Source organism: Nocardia sp. CA-120079, from assembly GCF_050955745.1.
GTDB lineage: Bacteria > Actinomycetota > Actinomycetes > Mycobacteriales > Mycobacteriaceae > Nocardia.
In genome coordinates this window covers 6,500,937-6,522,106 of the sequence record NZ_CP192088.1, presented here as the reverse complement: position 1 = coordinate 6,522,106, position 21,170 = coordinate 6,500,937, and the positions used below count along the sequence as shown (strand labels likewise).

Below are 21,170 nucleotides of genomic sequence, written 5' to 3'. Positions count from 1 at the left end.
CGCCTCAATTCATCGAGTGTTGAATTCACTGTGTGATGAATTTAGCGCGCTCGGGACTTCTGGGCAAGACCCGTCAGTGGTGATGTGCCGGTGTTCCGGCCGACTGACCCGGCTCGACCACGACAAACTGGCCCATCATGCCCTGGTCCTCATGCCAGAGCAGGTGGCAGTGATACATGTACGGCGAGTTCGGATCGGCGGGTCCGTCGAACCGCATGGCGAGCTTCGCGGTGGCATTCGGCGGCAGGAAGATGGTGTCCTTCGGTCCGGTCAGTGCATCGGGCGGCGGTGCGCCGTTCAGTTCGAGGACGCGGAACTGCACATCGTGAATGTGGAAGTTGTGCGGCATGCCGTCGTTGTTGTGCACCACCCAGGTTTCGGTGGTGCCCCGGGTGACCGTCAGATCGATCCGATCCATCGCCATCGGACTGCCGTTGATGCCACTCAGATTCAGTTCGAACTTCCGCTCACGCACCGAATCGGAGCCATCCGGCGTGGACGGGTGTGCCAGTGCCGCAGGCAATTCCGGGGATGGCCGCAATATCGTTGCCGCACGCAGTTCAAGGATGTCGAAGCTGTCGTCACCGCCGGCGAATCGCTGCGTCCAGAAGCCCAGTCCCGCATCGAGTTTCGTGCTGCGCAGCACGGTCCGTTCGCCGGGCCGCACGCGAACCACGATTTCGGCGCGTTCGCCCGGTGACAGCCGCACCCGATCGAGCGCGACAGGACGTTCCAGCAGCCCGCCGTCGGTACCGACCAGCGAGAAGCGGCGATCGTCGGCGAATCCGAAGGTGTAGACCCGCGCCGTCGAGGCGTTGAGCAGCCGCAATCGCACGAACTCATCGCCGACATTCCGATACGGCGTGAGGGTTCCGTTCACCATGGTCCGGTCGCCGAGGAACCCGACATCGCGGAACATGCCGTGCGACGAATCGAGCTGATTGCCACGGAATTTCACGTCCTGGACGATGACCGGCAGATCGTCGACGCCATAGTTCTGCGGTAGCGAAAGGCCTTCGGACACTTCGTCATCGAGCAGGAAAAGCCCCGCGAGCCCACGCCGGACGTGCTGTTCGGTCGCGCCGTGCGGATGCGGGTGGTACCAGAGCGTGGCGGCGGGCTGGTCCACGGTCCAACGTGGTGTCCATGTGCCACCGGCCTGCACCATCTGATGTGGCCCGCCATCCATCGCCGCGGGCAGATGCATTCCGTGCCAGTGCACTGTCGATTGTTCCGAAAGATTGTTCCGGACTTCGACTTCCACCTTTTCGCCCCGCCGCGCCCGCAGCGTCGGACCGAGATAGTTCCCGTTGAACCCCCACGTCTCGGTCGCCCGCCCGGCCCGGAATTCGCGTTGCCCCGAACGCATTTCGAGTTCGAAGACACGTGTGCCATCGGCGCGCACCCGGGACTGCGCCAGCGGCGGAATCGCGAGCTCATTGCTGAATTCGCCGCCACCGACAGTAGATACGGATGCACTGCTGTACACCCAAGAGACGCAGCCACCAACCGATAGCAGCACCACCGCCGCGATCGCCGTGACGACCAAGAGCAACCGCCGCAACCACCGCGGCCGGGAAACCGAAGACATACCGCTGACGGTATGGATCACCGGCCCCTGGCCACATCCGGGAGCGTCCCCATTTCGCCCCTGATCCGCCGTGTGTCCCACGTCACATCGCATGGCTGTCACGTCCGGCGGCGGTGCTTTGTCCGATGGTCGTCACCAACCAACAAACCTGCCCCGGTGACACCGACCATGGGAGCAAGCCATGACAAAGCATCGGATCGTCGTACTAGGCGCGGGCTACACCGGCATGCTGGCCGCCATCCGGCTGGCCCGGCGGACCCGCAAACTCGACGTCGAGATAACCATCGTCAACCCGTCCGCCCGCTTCACCGAGCGGCTGCGCATGCACCAGGTCGCCGCGGGTCAGGAGTTGGCCGATAACCGGATCCCGGAGATCCTGGCGGGCTCGGGCGTCGAATTCGTCCAGGGCTGGGCGACTTCCATCGATCCCGAGGCGCAGCGGGTCTACCTCGACGGCACCGGCACACTGCACTACGATGAGCTGATCTACGCGCTCGGCAGCAGCACCGACACCAGCATCGTGCCCGGCGCCGCCGATCACGCCTGGACCCTGAACGATCCGCGCACCGCGCACCGCTTCTCCGAACACCTCGCGGTGGTCGCGGCCGGTGCCGGCACCCTCGCGGTCTGCGGCGGCGGTCTGACCGGCATCGAGGCGGCGGCCGAAATCGCAGAGAGCTACCCGGGCCTGCGCGTCACGCTGATCAGCAGCACCGAACCGGGCGCGATGATGGGCGATAAGTCTCGCGCCTACCTGAACAAGGCGCTCGATCGGCTCGGTATTGCCCGCATGGTCGGCCAAGCGGTCACCAAGGTGCTCCCGGATGCGGTCGAACTCGCCGACGGCGAACTGGTTTCGGCCGATCTGACCCTGTGGACCACCGGTGTCCGCGTCTCGCCACTTGCCGCGCAGGCGGGCATCGAAACAGACGCACGCGGGCTGATCGTCGTCGATCCGACCCTGCGGTCGGTTTCACACCCGAACATCCACGCCGTCGGCGACGCTGCCGCGGTGCGCCAGGCCTGGGGGCAGATCCACGGCACCTGCCAGTCCGGTCTGCCGACCGCCGCCTACGCCGCCGACTCCATCGCGCGGCAGTTGAAGGGCAAGAACGTCAAGCCTTTCCGGTTCGGTTATTTCCATCAGCCCGTCAGCCTGGGGCGCAAGGATGCAGTCATCCAGTTCACCAAGGCCGATGACACCCCTGGCCGGTTCTACCTGACCGGACGAGCGGCCGTCTTGTACAAGGAAGGGGTGAGCAGCAGCCCGGTGCCGAGCTTCAAGCTGAGCAAGAAGATGACGGTCTCGGTCCAGCTGTCCAACGGCGGCAAATCCACGCGTCGGACCGCATGAACCGGCCCGGATCAGCCGTCCGCCAACCAGGCGGGCGGTTTCCGTGTGCGTCCGGAAAGTTGGATTGCCAAATCCGGACTTGGCCTAGGAGCATGGTCCAGATGGCCGACGCTACGTCCGCGCAGGACCCATTCATCGAACACCGGCGGCTGCTCTTTTCCACTGCCTACCGGATGCTGGGCACCGTCACCGATGCCGAGGACATCCTCCAGGACACCTGGCTGAAGTGGAATGAAACCGATCAGTCGACAGTCCAACACCCCAAGTCCTATCTGGTGCGCACGGTCACCAACCTGTCGTTGAACCGGCTCACCTCGGCCAAGGCCAAGCGCGAAACCTATGTCGGCCCTTGGCTTCCCGAACCCCTGCTGACCTCACCGAATATCGCCGAGGAGACCGAGTTGGCCGACACCGTCTCCACCGCGATGCTGGTGGTCCTGGAGACCTTGAATCCGGTGGAACGCGCGGTCTTCCTGCTGCGCGAGGTGTTCGGATACAGCCACGCCGAAATCGCCGACACCCTCGACAAGCCCGAGGCCACCGTGCGGCAGATCGCGCATCGGGCTCGCTCCCATGTGCAGTCCCGTCGCCCACGTTTCGATACCGATAAGGCCGAGCGCTCTCACATCACCCAACAGTTCATGGCCGCCTGCGCCGGTGGCGATCTCAATGCCCTGATGGATCTGCTCGCCCCCGACGTCACCTCGTGGTCCGACGGCGGCGGTGTGGTCACCGCGGCCCGGCGTCCGCTGTACGGACCGGATCATGTGGCCCGCTGGGTCCTCGGCGTACTCGCCAAGCCGTCGGTCGCGGGCGTCGTCCTCGAGCCCGCGCATATCAACGGGGAACTCGGAGCGCTCGCGCGCATCGACGGAAACCCGGTGGCAGCGTTCACCTACGACATCATCGACGGCCACATCCACAACCTGCGCTTCCAGGTGAACCCGAGCAAGCTCAAGGGGCTCTACATGGGGACCGACGTGATCGGATGACCAGTTCGCCGCGTTGCTTTACGATCCTGCCGTGACCAGCCAGACCACGGAACCGGACGTGGACGGGGGACAGGTTCGGGTTTCCACCCTGGAACTGTTCTTCGATCTCGTCTTCGTCTTCACCATCACCCAGCTCACCCACGTCTTCACCCACCATCCCGGCTGGGAGGCGCTGGCTCAGGTGCTGGTGCTGTTCGGGGTCATCTGGTGGATGTACAGCGGCTACGTCTGGCTCACCAACGAAGTGGCGCCGAGCAATTCGCAGCGTCGCACGCTGCTGCTGATCGGCATGTTCGGATTCTTCGTGCTTGCGCTGGCGATCCCGGACGCGTTCCACGGCACGGGTCTCGCCTTCGGTCTCGGCTACGTCCTGGTCAACACGGTGCACACGGCCCTGTTCTGGGTCAGCGGCGGCACCTCGGCGAGCCAGGCGATCAAACGCATCGCGCCGCTGAACGCGCTCGCGGCGGCGCTGGTGCTCGCGGGCGGTTTCGTGCACGGCTGGTGGCAGTACCTGTGCTGGGGGCTGGCATTCGGGGTGCAGGTACTGAGTCCGTACCTGGTCGACACCCGCGATTTCGTGGTGCGGGCCAGCCATTTCTGCGAGCGCAACGGGTTGGTGATCATCGTCGCCATCGGTGAGTCGGTGGTCGCGATCGGTCTGGGCCTGGCGGGGGAGAAGCTGACCGTGCCGCTGACCGCCACCGTCGCACTCGGACTCTGCCTGGTCTATGTGCTGTGGTGGGCCTACTTCGGGATCGATGACGACCTTGGCGAGCATGCGCTGGCCGCGGTCCCGGATCGGGAACGCTCGCGTCCCGCGGTGCTCGCCTACGGTTACGCGCTCTACCCGCTGCTGATCGGCATCACCGTCACCGCGGCGGGCATCAATATGACCATCGCGCACGGCAACGAACCCGCCTCCGTCGCCGCCGCGTCCGCGCTCTCCGGCGGCGTCGCGCTGTACTTCTTCGGCCAGTTCTGTTTCCGGCTCGCCCTCGGGCTGCCGCGCCCGTGGTCGCGACTGCTCGCCGCCGCCGCGGTGGCCACGACCATCCCGATCGGTATCGCGTGGGTCGCCTGGGCGCAGCTCGCGGTGCTGGTCGCGGTCGGCTATGCCGCGGTGATCATCGACGATCTCGTCACACTGCGCTCGGGCCAGCACAGTCGCTATGTCTGACTTTCGGGAACAATGGAGAGTCGTGCGTAATGAGGAACTCGCGGTCGAACCACCCGCCGCGGCTCGCCGACTGCTCGGCTCGACACTGTGGTCTGGACCGGTCGGCGTGCGAATCGTCGAGGTCGAGGCATATGGCGGCGATCCGGCCGGACCGTGGCCGGATCCCGCATCGCATTCCGGACGCGGGCGGACCAAGCGCAATGCGGTGATGTTCGGGCCCGCCGGCGTGCTGTACGTCTACCTCAGCTACGGCATGCATATGTGCGTGAACGTGACCAGCGGCCCGGACGGCACCGCGAGTGCGGTACTCATCCGATCGGGCGAGGTGATCGCCGGGGCCGACACGGTCAGGGAGCGACGACCCGCGGCCCGAACCGACGCCGATTTGGCAAGGGGCCCTGGGAATCTCGGCAGCGCGCTCGGAATAACGCTGAGCGACTACGGAACTCCGCTCTTCGACCCTGCCTCGCCGATTCGCTTGGAGCTGAACGGCGCGATCGACCCCGCCGAGATTTCCGACGGACCGCGCGTCGGGGTCAGCAGTGCGGCGGATGTGCCGTGGCGATTCTGGCTCGCATCGCCGGCGGTCTCGGTCTACCGGCGCAGCCCGCGTGCTCCGATCGAAGCGGTATAACACCAGGTCACAAGAATTTTCGGGATCGGCGATGAGTTTTCGCCGCGGTGTCCGTCCTATCTGTTGAACGCGCTCCACCCGGCGCGACCGACTCGAAGGAAAGACAGATGACCGCCATCGCCCCCGCCGCCCCGATCACCACCGCTGCCGCCACCGTCGCCCACCGCCCCGGCAAGAAGATGGCTATCGCGCTCTGGACCGTGCAGGTCCTGCTCGCGCTGTTCTTCATCATCGCCTCCGCCGCCCCGAAACTGCTCGGCGCGCATGCGGCGATCGAATCCTTCGACACGATCGGCTGGGGCCAGTGGTTCCGCTACTTCACCGGCGTCGTCGAACTCGCCGGTGGCATCGGCCTGCTGGTGCCCCGCCTGACCGGCCCCGCGGCCGTCGGCCTGACCATCACCATGGTCTGCGCCGCATTGACCCAGGTGTTCCTGCTCGGCGCACCCGCTCTGGCACCGTTCCCGCTGGTGCTCGGCGTGGTGTTCGTCTGGATCGCCTGGCAGCGTCGCGACAGCATCGTCGCGCTGCGGGAGCTGCCGGCTCGCTGAACATCTGAACAACCCACACGATCGGCAGACCGCGGTCTGCCGATCGTCGTCGCGTTTACCGAAAGTCGTTCGCCCTGCGTGGCGGCGCGCGGCGACACTGAGGGCCATGCCGGTCGCGGGGACCGGTGCGGAAAGATGGGACAGCGTGAGCGAACGAAGTGAGCGAACCATGTGCCGGCGCGCATCGCGCACGCTGGAGCCGAGCGCCAGCGAGGCGGAGGCGTGAGCGGCGACATCATCGACGAACTGACCTGGCGCGGACTGATCGCGCAGTCCACCGACCTGGACGCCCTGCGCGCGGCGACATCCGCCGGGCCGCTGACCCTCTATGCCGGTTTCGATCCCACCGCGGCTAGCCTGCACGCCGGACATCTGGTCCCGCTGCTGGCGCTGAAGCGGTTCCAGCGCGCGGGCCATCGCCCGATCGTGCTGGCCGGTGGTGCCACCGGACTCATCGGCGATCCGCGTGACGTGGGCGAACGCACCATGAATTCGACCGATACCGTCGCGGAATGGGCGGGCCGGATCCGTTCACAGCTCGAGCGCTTCGTCGACCTCGACGACTCGCCTACCGGCGCGATCATCGCCAACAACATGGACTGGACCGGCCAGCTGTCGACCGTCGACTTCCTGCGCGATATCGGCAAGCACTTCTCGGTCAACGTCATGCTGGCCCGCGACACCATCAAGCGCCGCCTGGACGGCGAGGGCATCTCTTACACCGAATTCAGCTACATGCTGCTGCAGGCCAACGACTACTTGCAACTGCGCCGCAACTACGGCTGCACACTGCAGGTAGGCGGTTCGGATCAGTGGGGCAACATCATCGCCGGTGTCGAGCTGAACCGGCGCGTCGACGGTGCGGCGGTGCACGCGCTGACCGTGCCGCTCGTCACCTCGGCCGACGGCAAGAAGTTCGGAAAGTCGACCGGCGGCGGCAGCCTGTGGCTCGATCCGGAAATGACCAGCCCATACGCCTGGTACCAGTACTTCGTGAATACCGCCGATGCCGATGTCGTGCGATACCTGCGCTGGTTCACCTTCTTGTCCCGTGAAGAGTTGGCCGAGCTGGAGTCCGCCACGGCCGAGCGTCCGCACGCGCGGGAAGCCCAGCGCAAGCTGGCCGAGGAAATGACGAATCTGGTGCACGGCGAGGCGAATACCCGGGCCGTGCAGTTGGCGAGTCAGGCGCTGTTCGGACGCGCGGATCTGCGTGAACTCGATGAGCCGACGCTGTCGGCAGCCCTGCGTGAAGCCGCCGTCGACGGCACGGTCGCCGAGGTCGGTGTCGGTGAACCGAGCACGATCGTCGATCTGCTGGTCGCCACCGGCCTGTCGGAGAGCCGCGGCGCCGCACGGCGCGCGGTGAACGAAGGCGGAGCGTCGGTGAACAACGAGCGGATCTCGGATCTGGAATGGATGCCCGCCGATGCCGACTACCTGCACGGACGATGGTTGGTACTGCGCCGCGGCAAGCGGAACTTCGCCGGCGTACTGCGGGCGGGCGCATGAAGATCACGTGGCTCGGGTCACATTCGAGTGGCCCGAGCCCGTTTTCCGGGCGGCCAGATGGCCTCTGACCTGCGAAATGACATCCGTGCAGTGCGGATTTGACTCGACGTTCTCCGCCGCGTAACTTTGTCCAAGTCAGAGCGACACGGACACCGACCCGGAGCCCAAAGCGCAGCGGAAACGTTGAGCACAGTGGCCTGGGAAACGAGGTAGGACGAGGAGCGCCTGGCGATCAGCGTTGCCGGATCGGACGGGCAGACTTGACTCTGCGCGGGCGGTTGGCTAGGCTAGGACAGTTGCCTCAACAAGCCCCCCGAGAGAATCTGGGGTCCAGTTGTGTGCGTGTGTTCTTTGAGAACTCAATAGTGTGTCGATGAATGTCAGTGCCAAATATTTTTTGGTTCCGGCCTCTCATACCCCCGTGTGGTGAGGTTGGACATTTTTGTCAGCAAATACTTTTGCTGGCGTTTGATTTTGCCAAGGTTTTCGGACTCTGGTTAATTCTTCTGATTGCGCCCCTTTTTGGGGGTGTGGTTGTGAGTCTTCAACGGAGAGTTTGATCCTGGCTCAGGACGAACGCTGGCGGCGTGCTTAACACATGCAAGTCGAGCGGTAAGGCCCTTCGGGGTACACGAGCGGCGAACGGGTGAGTAACACGTGGGTGATCTGCCTCGTACTTCGGGATAAGCCTGGGAAACTGGGTCTAATACCGGATATGACCTCAGGATGCATGTCTTGGGGTGGAAAGATTTATCGGTGCGAGATGGGCCCGCGGCCTATCAGCTTGTTGGTGGGGTAATGGCCTACCAAGGCGACGACGGGTAGCCGACCTGAGAGGGTGACCGGCCACACTGGGACTGAGACACGGCCCAGACTCCTACGGGAGGCAGCAGTGGGGAATATTGCACAATGGGCGGAAGCCTGATGCAGCGACGCCGCGTGAGGGATGACGGCCTTCGGGTTGTAAACCTCTTTCGACAGGGACGAAGCGTGAGTGACGGTACCTGTAGAAGAAGCACCGGCCAACTACGTGCCAGCAGCCGCGGTAATACGTAGGGTGCGAGCGTTGTCCGGAATTACTGGGCGTAAAGAGCTTGTAGGCGGTTCGTCGCGTCGATCGTGAAAACCTACCGCTCAACGGTGGGCTTGCGGTCGATACGGGCGGACTAGAGTACTTCAGGGGAGACTGGAATTCCTGGTGTAGCGGTGAAATGCGCAGATATCAGGAGGAACACCGGTGGCGAAGGCGGGTCTCTGGGAAGTAACTGACGCTGAGAAGCGAAAGCGTGGGTAGCGAACAGGATTAGATACCCTGGTAGTCCACGCCGTAAACGGTGGGTACTAGGTGTGGGTTTCCTTCCACGGGATCCGTGCCGTAGCTAACGCATTAAGTACCCCGCCTGGGGAGTACGGCCGCAAGGCTAAAACTCAAAGGAATTGACGGGGGCCCGCACAAGCGGCGGAGCATGTGGATTAATTCGATGCAACGCGAAGAACCTTACCTGGGTTTGACATACACCAGAAACGCCTAGAGATAGGTGCCCCCTTGTGGTTGGTGTACAGGTGGTGCATGGCTGTCGTCAGCTCGTGTCGTGAGATGTTGGGTTAAGTCCCGCAACGAGCGCAACCCTTATCTTATGTTGCCAGCGCGTTATGGCGGGGACTCGTGAGAGACTGCCGGGGTCAACTCGGAGGAAGGTGGGGACGACGTCAAGTCATCATGCCCCTTATGTCCAGGGCTTCACACATGCTACAATGGCCGGTACAGAGGGCTGCGATACCGTGAGGTGGAGCGAATCCCTTAAAGCCGGTCTCAGTTCGGATCGGGGTCTGCAACTCGACCCCGTGAAGTTGGAGTCGCTAGTAATCGCAGATCAGCAACGCTGCGGTGAATACGTTCCCGGGCCTTGTACACACCGCCCGTCACGTCATGAAAGTCGGTAACACCCGAAGCCGGTGGCCTAACCCTTGTGGAGGGAGCCGTCGAAGGTGGGATTGGCGATTGGGACGAAGTCGTAACAAGGTAGCCGTACCGGAAGGTGCGGCTGGATCACCTCCTTTCTAAGGAGCACTTCTACGCTGGTCGGTTCGAATAGTCGTCCTCGACCGCGTCAGAGACCGTGTAGTTCTCACATGTAGAACTGCGGATGCTCATGGGTGGAACGCTGGCAAGTTTCATTGCATTGGATCAATCCTGAGTGGTTGGTCGCGGTGGATATATCGACACACTGTTGGGTCCTGAGAGAACAGACGTTCTTTCCAGGCAAGATAACGACGAGATTGGGCCGCAGTCATACCGGCTTCTTCGGAAGTGCTGGTGCTGTATCGGGTTTCAGTCTTGTGTGTTGTTTGAGAACTGCACAGTGGACGCGAGCATCTTTGTTTGTAAGTGTTTAAGAGCGTACGGTGGATGCCTTGGCACCAGGAGCCGATGAAGGACGTAGGAGGCTGCGATAAGCCTCGGGGAGCTGTCAACCGAGCTGAGATCCGAGGATTTCCGAATGGGGAAACCCAGCACGAGTGATGTCGTGTTACCCGCATCTGAATATATAGGGTGTGTGGAGGGAACGTGGGGAAGTGAAACATCTCAGTACCCACAGGAAGAGAAAACAATAGTGATTCCGTGAGTAGTGGCGAGCGAAAGCGGATGAGGCTAAACCGTTCAGATGTGATACCCGGCAGGGGTTGTCTGGACGGGGTAGTGGGAGCATTCTTCCCTGATCTGCCGGTCAGGGCGACAGTGAGAAACCGTTGTGTTAGTTGAAGTGGTCTGGAACGGCCTGCCATAGACGGTGATAGTCCGGTAAATGAAAACTCAACGGCTGTTGTGGATGTTTCCCGAGTAGCAGCGGGCCCGTGAAATCTGCTGTGAATCTGCCGGGACCACCCGGTAAGCCTGAATACTCCCTGGTGACCGATAGCGGACTAGTACCGTGAGGGAAAGGTGAAAAGTACCCCGGGAGGGGAGTGAAATAGTACCTGAAACCGTGCGCTTACAATCCGTCAGGGCCTGCGAGTGACTTGTCACTGTGGGTGATGGCGTGCCTTTTGAAGAATGAGCCTGCGAGTTAGTGGCATGTGGCGAGGTTAACCCGTGTGGGGTAGCCGTAGCGAAAGCGAGTCCGAATAGGGCGTTTTGAGTCGCGTGTTCTAGACCCGAAGCGGAGTGATCTACCCATGGCCAGGGTGAAGCGACGGTAAGACGTCGTGGAGGCCCGAACCCACTTAGGTTGAAAACTGAGGGGATGAGCTGTGGGTAGGGGTGAAAGGCCAATCAAACTCCGTGATAGCTGGTTCTCCCCGAAATGCATTTAGGTGCAGCGTCACGTGTTTCACGCCGGAGGTAGAGCTACTGGATGGTCTAGGGGGCCTACAAGCTTACCGAAATCAGCCAAACTCCGAATGCCGGTGTGTGAGAGCGTGGCAGTGAGACTGCGGGGGATAAGCTTCGTAGTCGAGAGGGAAACAGCCCAGATCGCCGGCTAAGGCCCCTAAGCGTGTACTAAGTGGAAAAGGATGTGGAGTCGCGAAGACAACCAGGAGGTTGGCTTAGAAGCAGCCATCCTTGAAAGAGTGCGTAATAGCTCACTGGTCAAGTGATTCTGCGCCGACAATGTAGCGGGGCTCAAGTACACCGCCGAAGCCGCGGCATTCACACAATACATCCGCTGAGTTCTACGGGATTTGGTGCAGTGGTGTGGATGGGTAGGGGAGCGTCCTACAGCCATGGAAGCAGCAGTGTGAGCTAGTTGTGGAGGCTGTGGGAGTGAGAATGCAGGCATGAGTAGCGAAAGACGAGTGAGAAACTCGTCCGCCGAATGACCAAGGGTTCCTGGGCCAGGTTAATCCGCCCAGGGTGAGTCGGGACCTAAGGCGAGGCCGACAGGCGTAGTCGATGGACAACGGGTTGATATTCCCGTACCCGTGTATCCGCGCCCAATGGCGAATCAGTTGTGCTAAGTATCCAAAACCCAAGAGACTTCCTTCGGGAAGCTGGAGGGGGCTGCATACGATCCTGGCTGTAGTAGTCAAGCGATGGGGTGACGCAGGAAGGTAGCTGGGCCAGTCAGTGGTTGTACTGGTGTAAGCCTGTAGGGCGCGACATAGGTAAATCCGTGTTGCATATGGCCTGAGAGGTGATGCGTAGCCGATTGAGGTGAATTCAGTGATCCTATGCTGCCGAGAAAAGCCTCTAGTGAGTTGGTACACGGCCCGTACCCCAAACCGACACAGGTGGTCAGGTAGAGAATACTGAGGCGATCGAGAGAACTGTGGTTAAGGAACTCGGCAAAATGCCCCCGTAACTTCGGGAGAAGGGGGACCACGTCTGGTGACGGTTCTTGCAGCCTGAGCTGGGTGTGGTCGCAGAGACCAGAGAGAAGCGACTGTTTACTAAAAACACAGGTCCGTGCGAAGTCGTAAGACGATGTATACGGACTGACGCCTGCCCGGTGCCGGAAGGTTAAGAGGACCGGTTAGCTACTTCGGTGGCGAAGCTGAGAATTTAAGCCCCGGTAAACGGCGGTGGTAACTATAACCATCCTAAGGTAGCGAAATTCCTTGTCGGGTAAGTTCCGACCTGCACGAATGGCGTAACGACTTCTCTGCTGTCTCAACCACAGACTCGGCGAAATTGCATTACGAGTAAAGATGCTCGTTACGCGCGGCAGGACGAAAAGACCCCGGGACCTTCACTATAGCTTGGTATTGGTGTTCGGTACGGTTTGTGTAGGATAGGTGGGAGACTGTGAAGCGGGCACGCCAGTGTTTGTGGAGTCGTCGTTGAAATACCACTCTGATCGTATTGGACCTCTAACCTCGGGCCATGATCTGGTTCAGGGACAGTGCCTGGTGGGTAGTTTAACTGGGGCGGTTGCCTCCTAAAATGTAACGGAGGCGCCCAAAGGTTCCCTCAGCCTGGTTGGCAATCAGGTGTCGAGTGCAAGTGCACAAGGGAGCTTGACTGTGAGAGTGACAGCTCGAGCAGGGACGAAAGTCGGGACTAGTGATCCGGCACCGGCAAGTGGAAGCGGTGTCGCTCAACGGATAAAAGGTACCCCGGGGATAACAGGCTGATCTTCCCCAAGAGTCCATATCGACGGGATGGTTTGGCACCTCGATGTCGGCTCGTCGCATCCTGGGGCTGGAGTAGGTCCCAAGGGTTGGGCTGTTCGCCCATTAAAGCGGCACGCGAGCTGGGTTTAGAACGTCGTGAGACAGTTCGGTCTCTATCCGCCGCGCGCGTCAGAAACTTGAGGAAGGCTGTCCCTAGTACGAGAGGACCGGGACGGACGAACCTCTGGTGTGCCAGTTGTCCTGCCAAGGGCACTGCTGGTTAGCTACGTTCGGAAGGGATAACCGCTGAAAGCATCTAAGCGGGAAGCCTGTTCCAAGATGAGGTTTCTCACCACCTTCGAGTGGTTAAGGCCCCCTACAGACCATGGGGTTGATAGGCCAGAACTGGAAGCCCGGTAACGGGTGTAGGTGACTGGTACTAATAGGCCGAGGACTTACCAACGAAGAAGCTACGCGTCCACTGTGCGGTATCTGAAACAACACACAGACACTGCAGCAGACAACAGAAGGGGTTCGTTTCCCTGTGCTGGTTGTCGGGTTGTGTGTGGATAGTTTCATAGAGTTACGGCGGCTATAGCGGTGGGGAAACGCCCGGTCCCATTCCGAACCCGGAAGCTAAGGCCACCAGCGCCGATGGTACTGCACTCGACAGGGTGTGGGAGAGTAGGACACCGCCGGAACATCCTTCACGATAGGGGACCCAGAACTGGGTCCCCTATCGTCGTTTTTGCACCTATATCTATGCCGTGTTCGGGCCCGACCGCCGACACGTGATTGAATTCAGGGGTTCGACAACCTCTGGCGGAACCTAGAAAGGGGCCACCGTGTCGGAACAGAACGACGGCCGGAAGTCTTTCCGGCAGGACGGTCCCGACCGCGATCGAGGCGGCGACTCTCGCGGCTCTTCCGACCGAGGTGATTCCGGTGAACGGCGCGGCTTCAAACGCAGCGACTCGACCCGGAGTGGTTCGAACGACCGCGGCGACTTCAATCGCCGCAACGATTCCAATGATCGCAGTTCCGGCGACCGCGGTGGTTTCAAGCGCAGCGGATCCGGCGAGCGCGGCGACTCCGGTAGCCGTGGCGGCTACAACCGCGGTGCCGATGATCGCGGAGGTTTCAACCGCGGCGGCCGTGGCGGTTTCGAGCGCGGTGACTCCGGCCGGAGTGGTGATTCCGGCGAGCGGGGTTTCAACCGTGGTTCGGGTGAACGCGGCGGATTCAAGCGCTCCGGTGATTCCGCCGACCGGGGTGGTTTCAACCGTGGTGGTTCGGATGAACGCGGCGGCTTCAACCGCAGTGGTGATTCGGGCCGACGCGGCGATGCCGGCGAACGGGGCGGATTCAGCCGGGGTGGCTCCGGCGATCGCGGCCGTTTCGATCGGGGCGATTCCAGTGAGCGTGGCGGTTTCAACCGAGGCGGTGATTCCAGCGAGCGCCGTGGCTTCAAACGTGGCGGCGATTCGGGTCAGCGCGGTGATTCCGGCGATCGAAGTGGCTTCGGCCGCAGTGGTTCTGGCGACCGTGGCGGTTCCAGCCGTGGTTCCGGCGATCGCGGTGGCTTCAGCCGTGGCGGTTCGAGCGACCGCGGCGGTTTCAACCGAGGTGACTCGGGGGATCGCGGTGGTTTCCGCCGTGGTGACTCGGCGGAGCGCGGCGGGGTCGGCCGTGGTGGCACGGGTGAGCGCGGTGGTTTCAAGCGTGGTGGCGACTCGAGTCAGCGCGGCGAGGTGAACGAAGGCACCGGGTTCAAGCGACGCGATGACGCCGGACAGCGTAGCGGTTTCAACCGTGGCGGTGACTCCGGTCAGCGCGGCGGCTGGAACCGCGGCGACGACGCACAGGATCGCCGTCGTGGTGGCGAGGGCGCACGTGCCGGGGGTGGTTCGGCTGATCGACGCGCCGCGCGTCCCGAAGAGCCGGATCTGCCCGATGACGTCCAGGCCGCCGACCTCGAAACCGAGGTGCGTCGGGACCTGCTGAGTCTGGACAAGAGCAACGCCGAAACGGTCGCCCGGCATCTGGTAATGGCGGCCCGACTCATCGATGACGATCCGCGTCTCGCTTTGGCTCATGCACGGGCCGCTCGCCAACGCGCCGGCCGCATTGCCGTGGTCCGCGAAACCGCTGGCGTCACCGCCTATCACGCGGGTGAGTGGGCCGAGGCCCTTTCCGAATTGCGCACGGCCCGCCGGATGTCCGGAGGTTCCGGTCTGCTCGCCGTCATGGCCGACTGCGAACGCGGCCTCGGCCGCCCCGAACGTGCCATCGAACTGGGCCGCAGCGATGAGGCCCGCGCCCTGCGCGGTGACGAGGCCACCGAGCTCCGCATCGTGGTCGCCGGCGCCCGCATGGATCTCGGCCAATACGACCAGGCCGTAGTCACCCTGCAGACCTCGGAACTCGACCCCTCCCGCACCGGCTCCGCCGCCGCCCGGCTCTTCTACGCCTACGCCGACGCCCTGGTCGCCGCAGGCCGCACCGCAGAGGGCCTCACCTGGTTCCTCAACGCGGCCTCCGCCGACCTCGACGGTGAAACAGATGCCGAAGAGCGTGCCGAGGAACTAACCGGCGACACCGACCTATAGGCACAGTGGCTGGGACCCGACACCGAAGAGTTAGTGGACTCAGGTCACAAGTGCGGGGGCGATCCAGTCGGACAGCCGTCAAGCGGGTATGGAATTCGCGGGTACAGGTGAACGGATCTTGTCGGAAGACCGGCGCAGTCTCGCGTTGGGCGCTAGCCAGCGAAGGCGTGGCTTGTGAGATTGCGCATGGCCTGCGGATGTCCGGCGGTTCTGGTCACTCTTCGTGGCTGCGGACCCTGCGCAACGCGCTGGCTAGGCGGTGTCACACGTCGTACTGTCGATTCGAGCGTGGGCTCGGAAGTGGAGTTGTGGCATACGGTCGGTCGACGCCGTCATTTTCCTGTCGGCGGGCTGGCGTAGGGTTCGGGAAGGTGTCGGTCGGTTACGTGAAGTGAGAGTGGTGTGAAGCGGCTACGAGAGCGGTATGAAGCCCTGCTGCTGGATCTGGACGGCACGCTGTATCGCGGGCCGGAGGTGATCGAGGGCGCACCGGCGGCGTTGGCGGATTCCGTTGCGGCGCAGCGGCTTGTGTATGTCACGAACAATGCGAGTCGTGGTCCGGATGTGGTCGCACGGCATTTGGTCGAGCTCGGGTTCGCGGCGGAAACCGATGATGTCGTGACCAGTGCGCAGGCGGCGGCACGGTTGTTGGCCGAGCGGCTCGATTCCGGGGCAACGGTGTTGATCGTCGGCACCGATGACCTGGCCAAAGAGGTCGAAGCGGTCGGGCTGCGTTCGATCCGGCGCTTCAACGGAGCCGCGCCCGATGCTGTTGTACAAGGACATTCGCCCGAAACCGCGTGGCCGGATCTGGCCGAGGCTGCCTACGCACTGAGCGCCGACGCACTGTGGGTCGCCGCCAATACCGATAGGACGTTGCCGAACGAGCGTGGCCTCGCCCCCGGCAACGGCGCCATGGTCGCCGCACTACGTGCCGCCTCCGGTAGAGAGCCTGTTGTAGCGGGCAAACCCTATGCGCCACTACTGGAGGACGCCCTGGTGCGCGCCGGAACGCGCAGCGCGCTGGTCGTGGGCGACCGCCTGGACACCGATATCGAGGGCGCCAACCGCGTCGGCCTCGAATCGCTGCTGGTCCTGACCGGCGTGAGCACCCTCGACGAACTACGCGACGCCCCGGCGGACCTGATCCCGACCTACGTCTCGGAGTCATTGGATGCACTGAATCATCCGCCGGTCGAGGACGAGGCGACCGACCTCGCCGACGACTTGGCGCAACGCTTACGCCGTAACCCGGGAAGAGCGGTAAGGGTGCACGCGTCCGGTTCGGAAATCCGATAGCGTTGACCCCACGATGACTACTCCGATGCCACGCCCCAACGGACCCGGCTCGAATGGACCGCGCCCCGGGCCACCGCTGCCCGGCCAGCATCTGCCGGGTGCACAGGGACGCACGGAGCCTGCCGACCCCGAGCGGATCCGCACCGAGATCGACGGTCTGCTCGCCGAACTCGACGCGCGTCCGGCGTGGGCCGGCTTGGCGGCGCCCCCGCCGACGGCCTCCGATTCCGGCGCCGACATCACCCGGCGCGCCCGCATTCTGGAACAGGCGCATGAAGTGCTCGTACAGGCACTGGCCACGGTGGACAAGATCTGAGGTGGCCAGACGCGCGCGGGTGGACGCCGAACTGGTTCGCCGCGGATTGGCGCGATCGCGTGAACATGCGGTCGAGCTGATCGGTGCGGGCCGCGTCCTGATTGCTGGAACGGTCGCGGTGAAGCCGGCGACTGCCGTGGAGACCGGCACGCCGTTGGTCGTGCGCGAGGAGCCCGACGAGGTGTCGTGGGCGTCGCGTGGTGCGCACAAGCTGCTCGGTGCGCTCGAAGCATTCGAACCCCGAGGCCTGAGCGTCGAGGGGAAGCGCTGCCTCGATGCCGGTGCGTCGACCGGTGGCTTCACCGACGTACTGCTCGCCAGGCAGGCGCGTGAGGTCGTCGCCGTCGATGTCGGCTACGGCCAGCTGGTCTGGCGGCTGCAGAACGACGACCGAGTGCGGGTTTTCGATCGCACCAATGTTCGCGCCATCACCCCCGAATCCATCGGCGGCACCGTCGAACTGGTTGTCGGTGATCTATCGTTCATCTCACTGAATCTGGTGCTGCCTGCCCTCGCGGCCTGCTCCGCGCCGGGTGCCGACCTGTTGCCGATGGTCAAACCCCAGTTCGAGGTGGGCAAGGAGCGAGTAGGCTCCGGCGGTGTGGTGCGCGATCCCGCACTGCGCGCGGAAGTGGTGCGCGATGTCGCGGCGGCGGCCGCCGAATTGGGCTTGCGCACCGTCGGGGTGGTGGCCAGCCCGCTGCCCGGCCCATCGGGCAATGTCGAATACTTTGTGTGGCTGCGTAAAGACGGGCAGTTCGAGTACGACGGCGAACAGGTCGCGGCGCTTGTCGAACGTGCGGTTGAGGAGGGTCCACAGTGAACGCGCTGACGCCGGCCGAATCCAGAGAGATTCTGCTGGTTTCGCACCCGGGCCGGGCGGAGATCATCGAAACCGCTCATCGTGTCGCGAAGATTTTCGCGGACGCGGGTATCGGGCTGCGCGTGCTCGCGGACGAAGCGGACAGCACCCGATTCGACTGTGAGCCCGACACCTCGGGCGGGACCGCCGTCGCGGAACCGGGCGGATATCCGGCGCGCGTGGTCGAGCATTGCCCAGACGCGGCGGTCGGCTGCGAGATGGTGCTTTCGCTCGGCGGTGACGGCACCTTCCTGCGCGCGGCCGAACTGGCCAGGCCGGCGGGGGTGCCGGTGCTCGGAATCAACCTGGGCCGCATCGGTTTTCTCACCGAGGCCGAGGCCGAACACCTCGATGAGGCGTTGGCGAGCGTGGTCCGCGGCGATTACCGCCTCGAGCATCGGATGACCATCGATGTGAACGTCCGGGTGGACGACGAGATCGTCGAAACCGGTTGGGCGCTCAATGAAGCCAGCATCGAGAACGCCGCGCGCATGGGTGTGCTGGAGGTGGTCCTGGAGGTCGACGGGCGGCCGGTTTCGCAGTTCGGTTGCGATGGCATCCTCATCTCCACACCGACCGGATCGACCGCCTACGCGTTCTCCGCGGGTGGTCCGGTGGTGTGGCCGGAACTCGAAGCGCTGCTGGTGATTCCCAGCAATGCGCACGCCCTGTTCGCACGGCCGCTGGTGACCAGTCCGGAGTCCAGGATCGCGGTCGAATCCGTTGCGGCGGGCCATGATGCGATAGTTTTCCTGGATGGCAGGCGCACCCTGGCATTGCCGAAGGGCGGCCGGCTCGAGGCGGTCCGCGGCGCCGAACCGGTGCGGTGGGTGCGGTTGGATTCCGCACCATTCGCAGACCGGATGGTGCGCAAGTTCCAATTGCCCGTGACAGGCTGGCGTGGCCGACGGCGAACGGAGATCACACGTGCTGACAGAGATCAGGATTGACGGGCTTGGCGTCATATCCACGGCCACCGCGCAATTCCATGAGGGCCTGACGGTTCTGACCGGTGAGACCGGCGCCGGTAAGACCATGGTGGTGACCAGCCTGCACCTGCTCAGCGGGGCGCGGGCGGATGCGGGCCGTGTCCGGTTGGGTGCGGACCGGGCCGTGGTCGAGGGCCGGTTCACCGTCGACGAGGTCAATACCACCGCGCAGAAGCAAGTGCAGGAAGTCTTGGAAGCGGCTGCGGCCGAACGCGATGACGACGGCAGCATCATCGCGATCCGCACCGTCGGCAGTGACGGACGTTCCCGCGCGCACCTGGGTGGGCGCGGCGTACCCGCGTCTGTCCTCGCCGATTTCACCGCGCCGTTGCTGACCGTGCACGGTCAGAACGATCAGCTGCGCCTGCAGCGTCCGGATCAGCAGCTGTCCGCGCTGGATCAGTTCGCCGCCGATACGGTCGGTTCGTTGCTGCGTAAGTACCAGGTGCAGCGGCGATCCTGGCTCGACGCCCGCACTGAGCTGCTCGAACGTACCGCGCGCAGTAGGGAACTCGCGCTGGAGGCCGACCGGCTGAAGCATTCGCTGTCCGAAATCGATACCATCGCACCGGAACCTGGTGAGGACGAGCGCATCGTCGACGAGGTGCGCAGGCTCAGCGATCTGGATTCGCTGCGGGAGGCCGCCGCGATCGCGCACGATGCGTTGGCTGGTCCCGCCGATTCGCCCGAAGACGGTTTGGGCGCGCTGGAATTGCTCGGCGCCGCGCGGGCCCGCATCGAATCGGCCCACGATCCGGCGCTGACCGCGTTCGGGCCGCGGCTCGGTGAGGCCATCGCGGTGGTCGTCGATCTCACCACCGAGCTCAGCGGCTATCTGTCGGATTTGCCTTCGGACCCGGGCGCATTGGATTCGCTGCTCACCCGGCAGGCCGAATTGAAATCGCTGACGCGCAAGTACGCGCCGGATATCGACGGGGTCATCGCGTGGGCGGATGAGGCGCGCGAGCGTCTCGGCTCGCTCGATGTCTCCGAAGAGGCGTTGGCGGCGCTGGCGGCGGAGGTGGACATCGCCGCGGAACGCGTTCGGGAAGCGGCACGCAAATTGACTGCGGCGCGCACCAAGTCGGCGGGCAAGCTCGCTTCGGCGGTGAGCGCCGAACTCGGTGGGCTTGCGATGGGTAAGGCGAAGCTCGAGGTCGTGGTGCGGCCGGCGCCTGCAAGCCCACAGGATTCCGCGCCGCTGACGGTGGACGGGCAGGAATTGCACGCGGGTTCGACCGGTGTCGACGAGGTGGAATTCCGGCTGTCCGCGCATTCGGGCGCGCAGTCGTTGCCGTTGAGCAAGAGCGCATCCGGTGGTGAGCTGTCACGCGTGATGCTGGCTCTCGAAGTGGTGCTCGCCAGTTCGGATCACGGCGCGACCATGGTGTTCGACGAGGTCGATGCCGGTGTCGGCGGCCGGGCCGCGGTCGAGATCGGCCGCCGACTGGCTCGGCTCGCGCGCACCCATCAGGTGATCGTGGTGACCCACCTGCCGCAGGTCGCGGCATTCGCAGACACTCATCTGGTGGTGGACAAGTCCGATGACGGCAAGGGCAAGGTCAACAGCGGCGTCCGGGCATTGACCAAGGACGAGCGCGTCATCGAATTGGCTCGCATGCTGGCCGGTCTCGATGACACCGAAACCGGCCGAGCCCACGCCGAGGAACTGCTCGAAACCGCCCGCGCCGAACGCGCCCTCGCCTGAGGAGTTCAGCGCAGGGCTTTTTGGGCGCCCTTGATGAACTGGTTGATGAGGTTCTTCAGACCGAATTCCAGGACCTTTGACGGGACGGGAAGGCTGGGCTCGGACTCCATCGTGTAGGAGACGAGGGTGCCGTTGTCGGTGTCGGTGAAGGTGATTGTGCCGATGTGCCGCTTCACGGGCGCACCCTTGATGATCTTGTATTCCATGAGCTCGCCGGGGACCAGCTTGGTGGTCTCCTCGACGATGCCGACGCCGGCCTTGCCGATGAAGTACTGCGCGCCGACGCCCGTCGGGGTGGGCGAGCCGGGGGTTTTCAGGGTGAAGTCGACCGGGATGTAGGGGTTGATGCCATCCCGCTCGGTGAAGAACTTGTAGACGACATCGCGCGGTGCCGCGATCACGGCGTCGACGGTACTGCTGACCATGGTGACTCCTATTCGGGATATCTGTGACCCGCAGCATACGGGTACTTGTTGGCGCACTCTTGGCGCGGCGTGGTGTTCGTGTTATCACAGTGA

13 protein-coding genes, 3 rRNA genes and 1 pseudogene are annotated in these 21,170 nt (G+C 63.7%); 15 read left to right on the top strand and 2 right to left on the bottom strand.

The annotated features are described in order from the left end of the window. Nucleotides 1-73: 73 nt before the first annotated feature. Nucleotides 74-1,591: a multicopper oxidase family protein gene (locus ACQPYR_RS30110; protein ID WP_433622292.1), complete on the bottom strand. Its 1,518-nt coding sequence runs from the start codon at nucleotides 1,589-1,591 to the stop codon at nucleotides 74-76. 181 nt (nucleotides 1,592-1,772) lie between these two features. On the opposite strand from ACQPYR_RS30110, the gene ACQPYR_RS30105 reads away from it, so the two are divergent. The 15 genes and pseudogenes from ACQPYR_RS30105 (at nucleotide 1,773) to recN (ending at nucleotide 20,652) form a co-directional block, all read left to right on the top strand. Beyond that, nucleotides 1,773-2,945, top strand: coding sequence for an NAD(P)/FAD-dependent oxidoreductase (locus ACQPYR_RS30105; RefSeq protein ID WP_433622291.1), 1,173 nt, complete (start codon nucleotides 1,773-1,775; stop codon nucleotides 2,943-2,945). Between the two features lie 101 nt (nucleotides 2,946-3,046). Then, nucleotides 3,047-3,937, top strand: coding sequence for an RNA polymerase sigma-70 factor (locus ACQPYR_RS30100; protein ID WP_433622290.1), 891 nt, complete (start codon nucleotides 3,047-3,049; stop codon nucleotides 3,935-3,937). 31 nt (nucleotides 3,938-3,968) lie between these two features. Beyond that, complete coding sequence (locus ACQPYR_RS30095; protein WP_433622289.1) at nucleotides 3,969-5,117, top strand: low temperature requirement protein A; 1,149 nt, start codon at nucleotides 3,969-3,971, stop codon at nucleotides 5,115-5,117. After that, on the top strand, nucleotides 5,110-5,751 hold the full coding sequence (locus tag ACQPYR_RS30090) for a DNA-3-methyladenine glycosylase (RefSeq protein WP_433622288.1): 642 nt from the start codon (nucleotides 5,110-5,112) through the stop codon (nucleotides 5,749-5,751). The genes ACQPYR_RS30095 and ACQPYR_RS30090 overlap by 8 nt, the downstream gene beginning before the upstream one ends. A 107-nt stretch (nucleotides 5,752-5,858) precedes the next feature. Then, a complete protein-coding gene (locus tag ACQPYR_RS30085) occupies nucleotides 5,859-6,302 on the top strand; it encodes a DoxX family protein (protein WP_433622287.1) in 444 nt (147 codons plus the stop codon). 222 nt (nucleotides 6,303-6,524) lie between these two features. Next, nucleotides 6,525-7,814, top strand: coding sequence for a tyrosine--tRNA ligase (gene tyrS / locus ACQPYR_RS30080; RefSeq protein WP_433622286.1), 1,290 nt, complete (start codon nucleotides 6,525-6,527; stop codon nucleotides 7,812-7,814). 544 nt (nucleotides 7,815-8,358) lie between these two features. Next, nucleotides 8,359-9,875 (top strand): 16S ribosomal RNA (locus ACQPYR_RS30075). Nucleotides 9,876-10,197: 322 nt separating this feature from the next. Next, a 23S ribosomal RNA gene (locus ACQPYR_RS30070) occupies nucleotides 10,198-13,332 on the top strand. 121 nt (nucleotides 13,333-13,453) lie between these two features. Next, nucleotides 13,454-13,570 (top strand): 5S ribosomal RNA (gene rrf, locus ACQPYR_RS30065). Together the 16S, 23S and 5S rRNA genes form the textbook arrangement of a ribosomal RNA operon. A gap of 855 nt (nucleotides 13,571-14,425) precedes the next feature. Beyond that, nucleotides 14,426-15,478, top strand: a pseudogene (locus ACQPYR_RS30060) (tetratricopeptide repeat protein); the annotation flags it as partial. A 402-nt stretch (nucleotides 15,479-15,880) separates the two neighbouring features. Next, nucleotides 15,881-16,777, top strand: a complete 897-nt coding sequence (locus tag ACQPYR_RS30055) for an HAD-IIA family hydrolase (RefSeq protein WP_433622285.1) — start codon at nucleotides 15,881-15,883, stop codon at nucleotides 16,775-16,777. Nucleotides 16,778-16,790: 13 nt separating this feature from the next. After that, a complete protein-coding gene (locus tag ACQPYR_RS30050) occupies nucleotides 16,791-17,093 on the top strand; it encodes a hypothetical protein (RefSeq protein ID WP_433622284.1) in 303 nt (100 codons plus the stop codon). Nucleotide 17,094: 1 nt separating this feature from the next. Further along, nucleotides 17,095-17,916, top strand: a complete 822-nt coding sequence (locus ACQPYR_RS30045; protein ID WP_433622283.1) for a TlyA family RNA methyltransferase — start codon at nucleotides 17,095-17,097, stop codon at nucleotides 17,914-17,916. Beyond that, entirely contained in the window at nucleotides 17,913-18,905 is a 993-nt protein-coding gene (locus tag ACQPYR_RS30040; RefSeq protein ID WP_433622282.1) for an NAD kinase, read from the top strand. The genes ACQPYR_RS30045 and ACQPYR_RS30040 overlap by 4 nt, the downstream gene beginning before the upstream one ends. Then, nucleotides 18,883-20,652 (top strand): DNA repair protein RecN, encoded by a 1,770-nt coding sequence (recN, locus tag ACQPYR_RS30035; RefSeq protein WP_433622281.1) that lies wholly within the window; start codon nucleotides 18,883-18,885, stop codon nucleotides 20,650-20,652. Before ACQPYR_RS30040 ends, recN begins: the two co-directional genes overlap by 23 nt. A gap of 5 nt (nucleotides 20,653-20,657) precedes the next feature. Here the strand turns inward: recN and ACQPYR_RS30030 are convergent, their stop codons facing one another. Beyond that, complete coding sequence (locus ACQPYR_RS30030; protein ID WP_433622280.1) at nucleotides 20,658-21,077, bottom strand: SRPBCC family protein; 420 nt, start codon at nucleotides 21,075-21,077, stop codon at nucleotides 20,658-20,660. Between the last annotated feature and the right edge of the window lie 93 nt (nucleotides 21,078-21,170).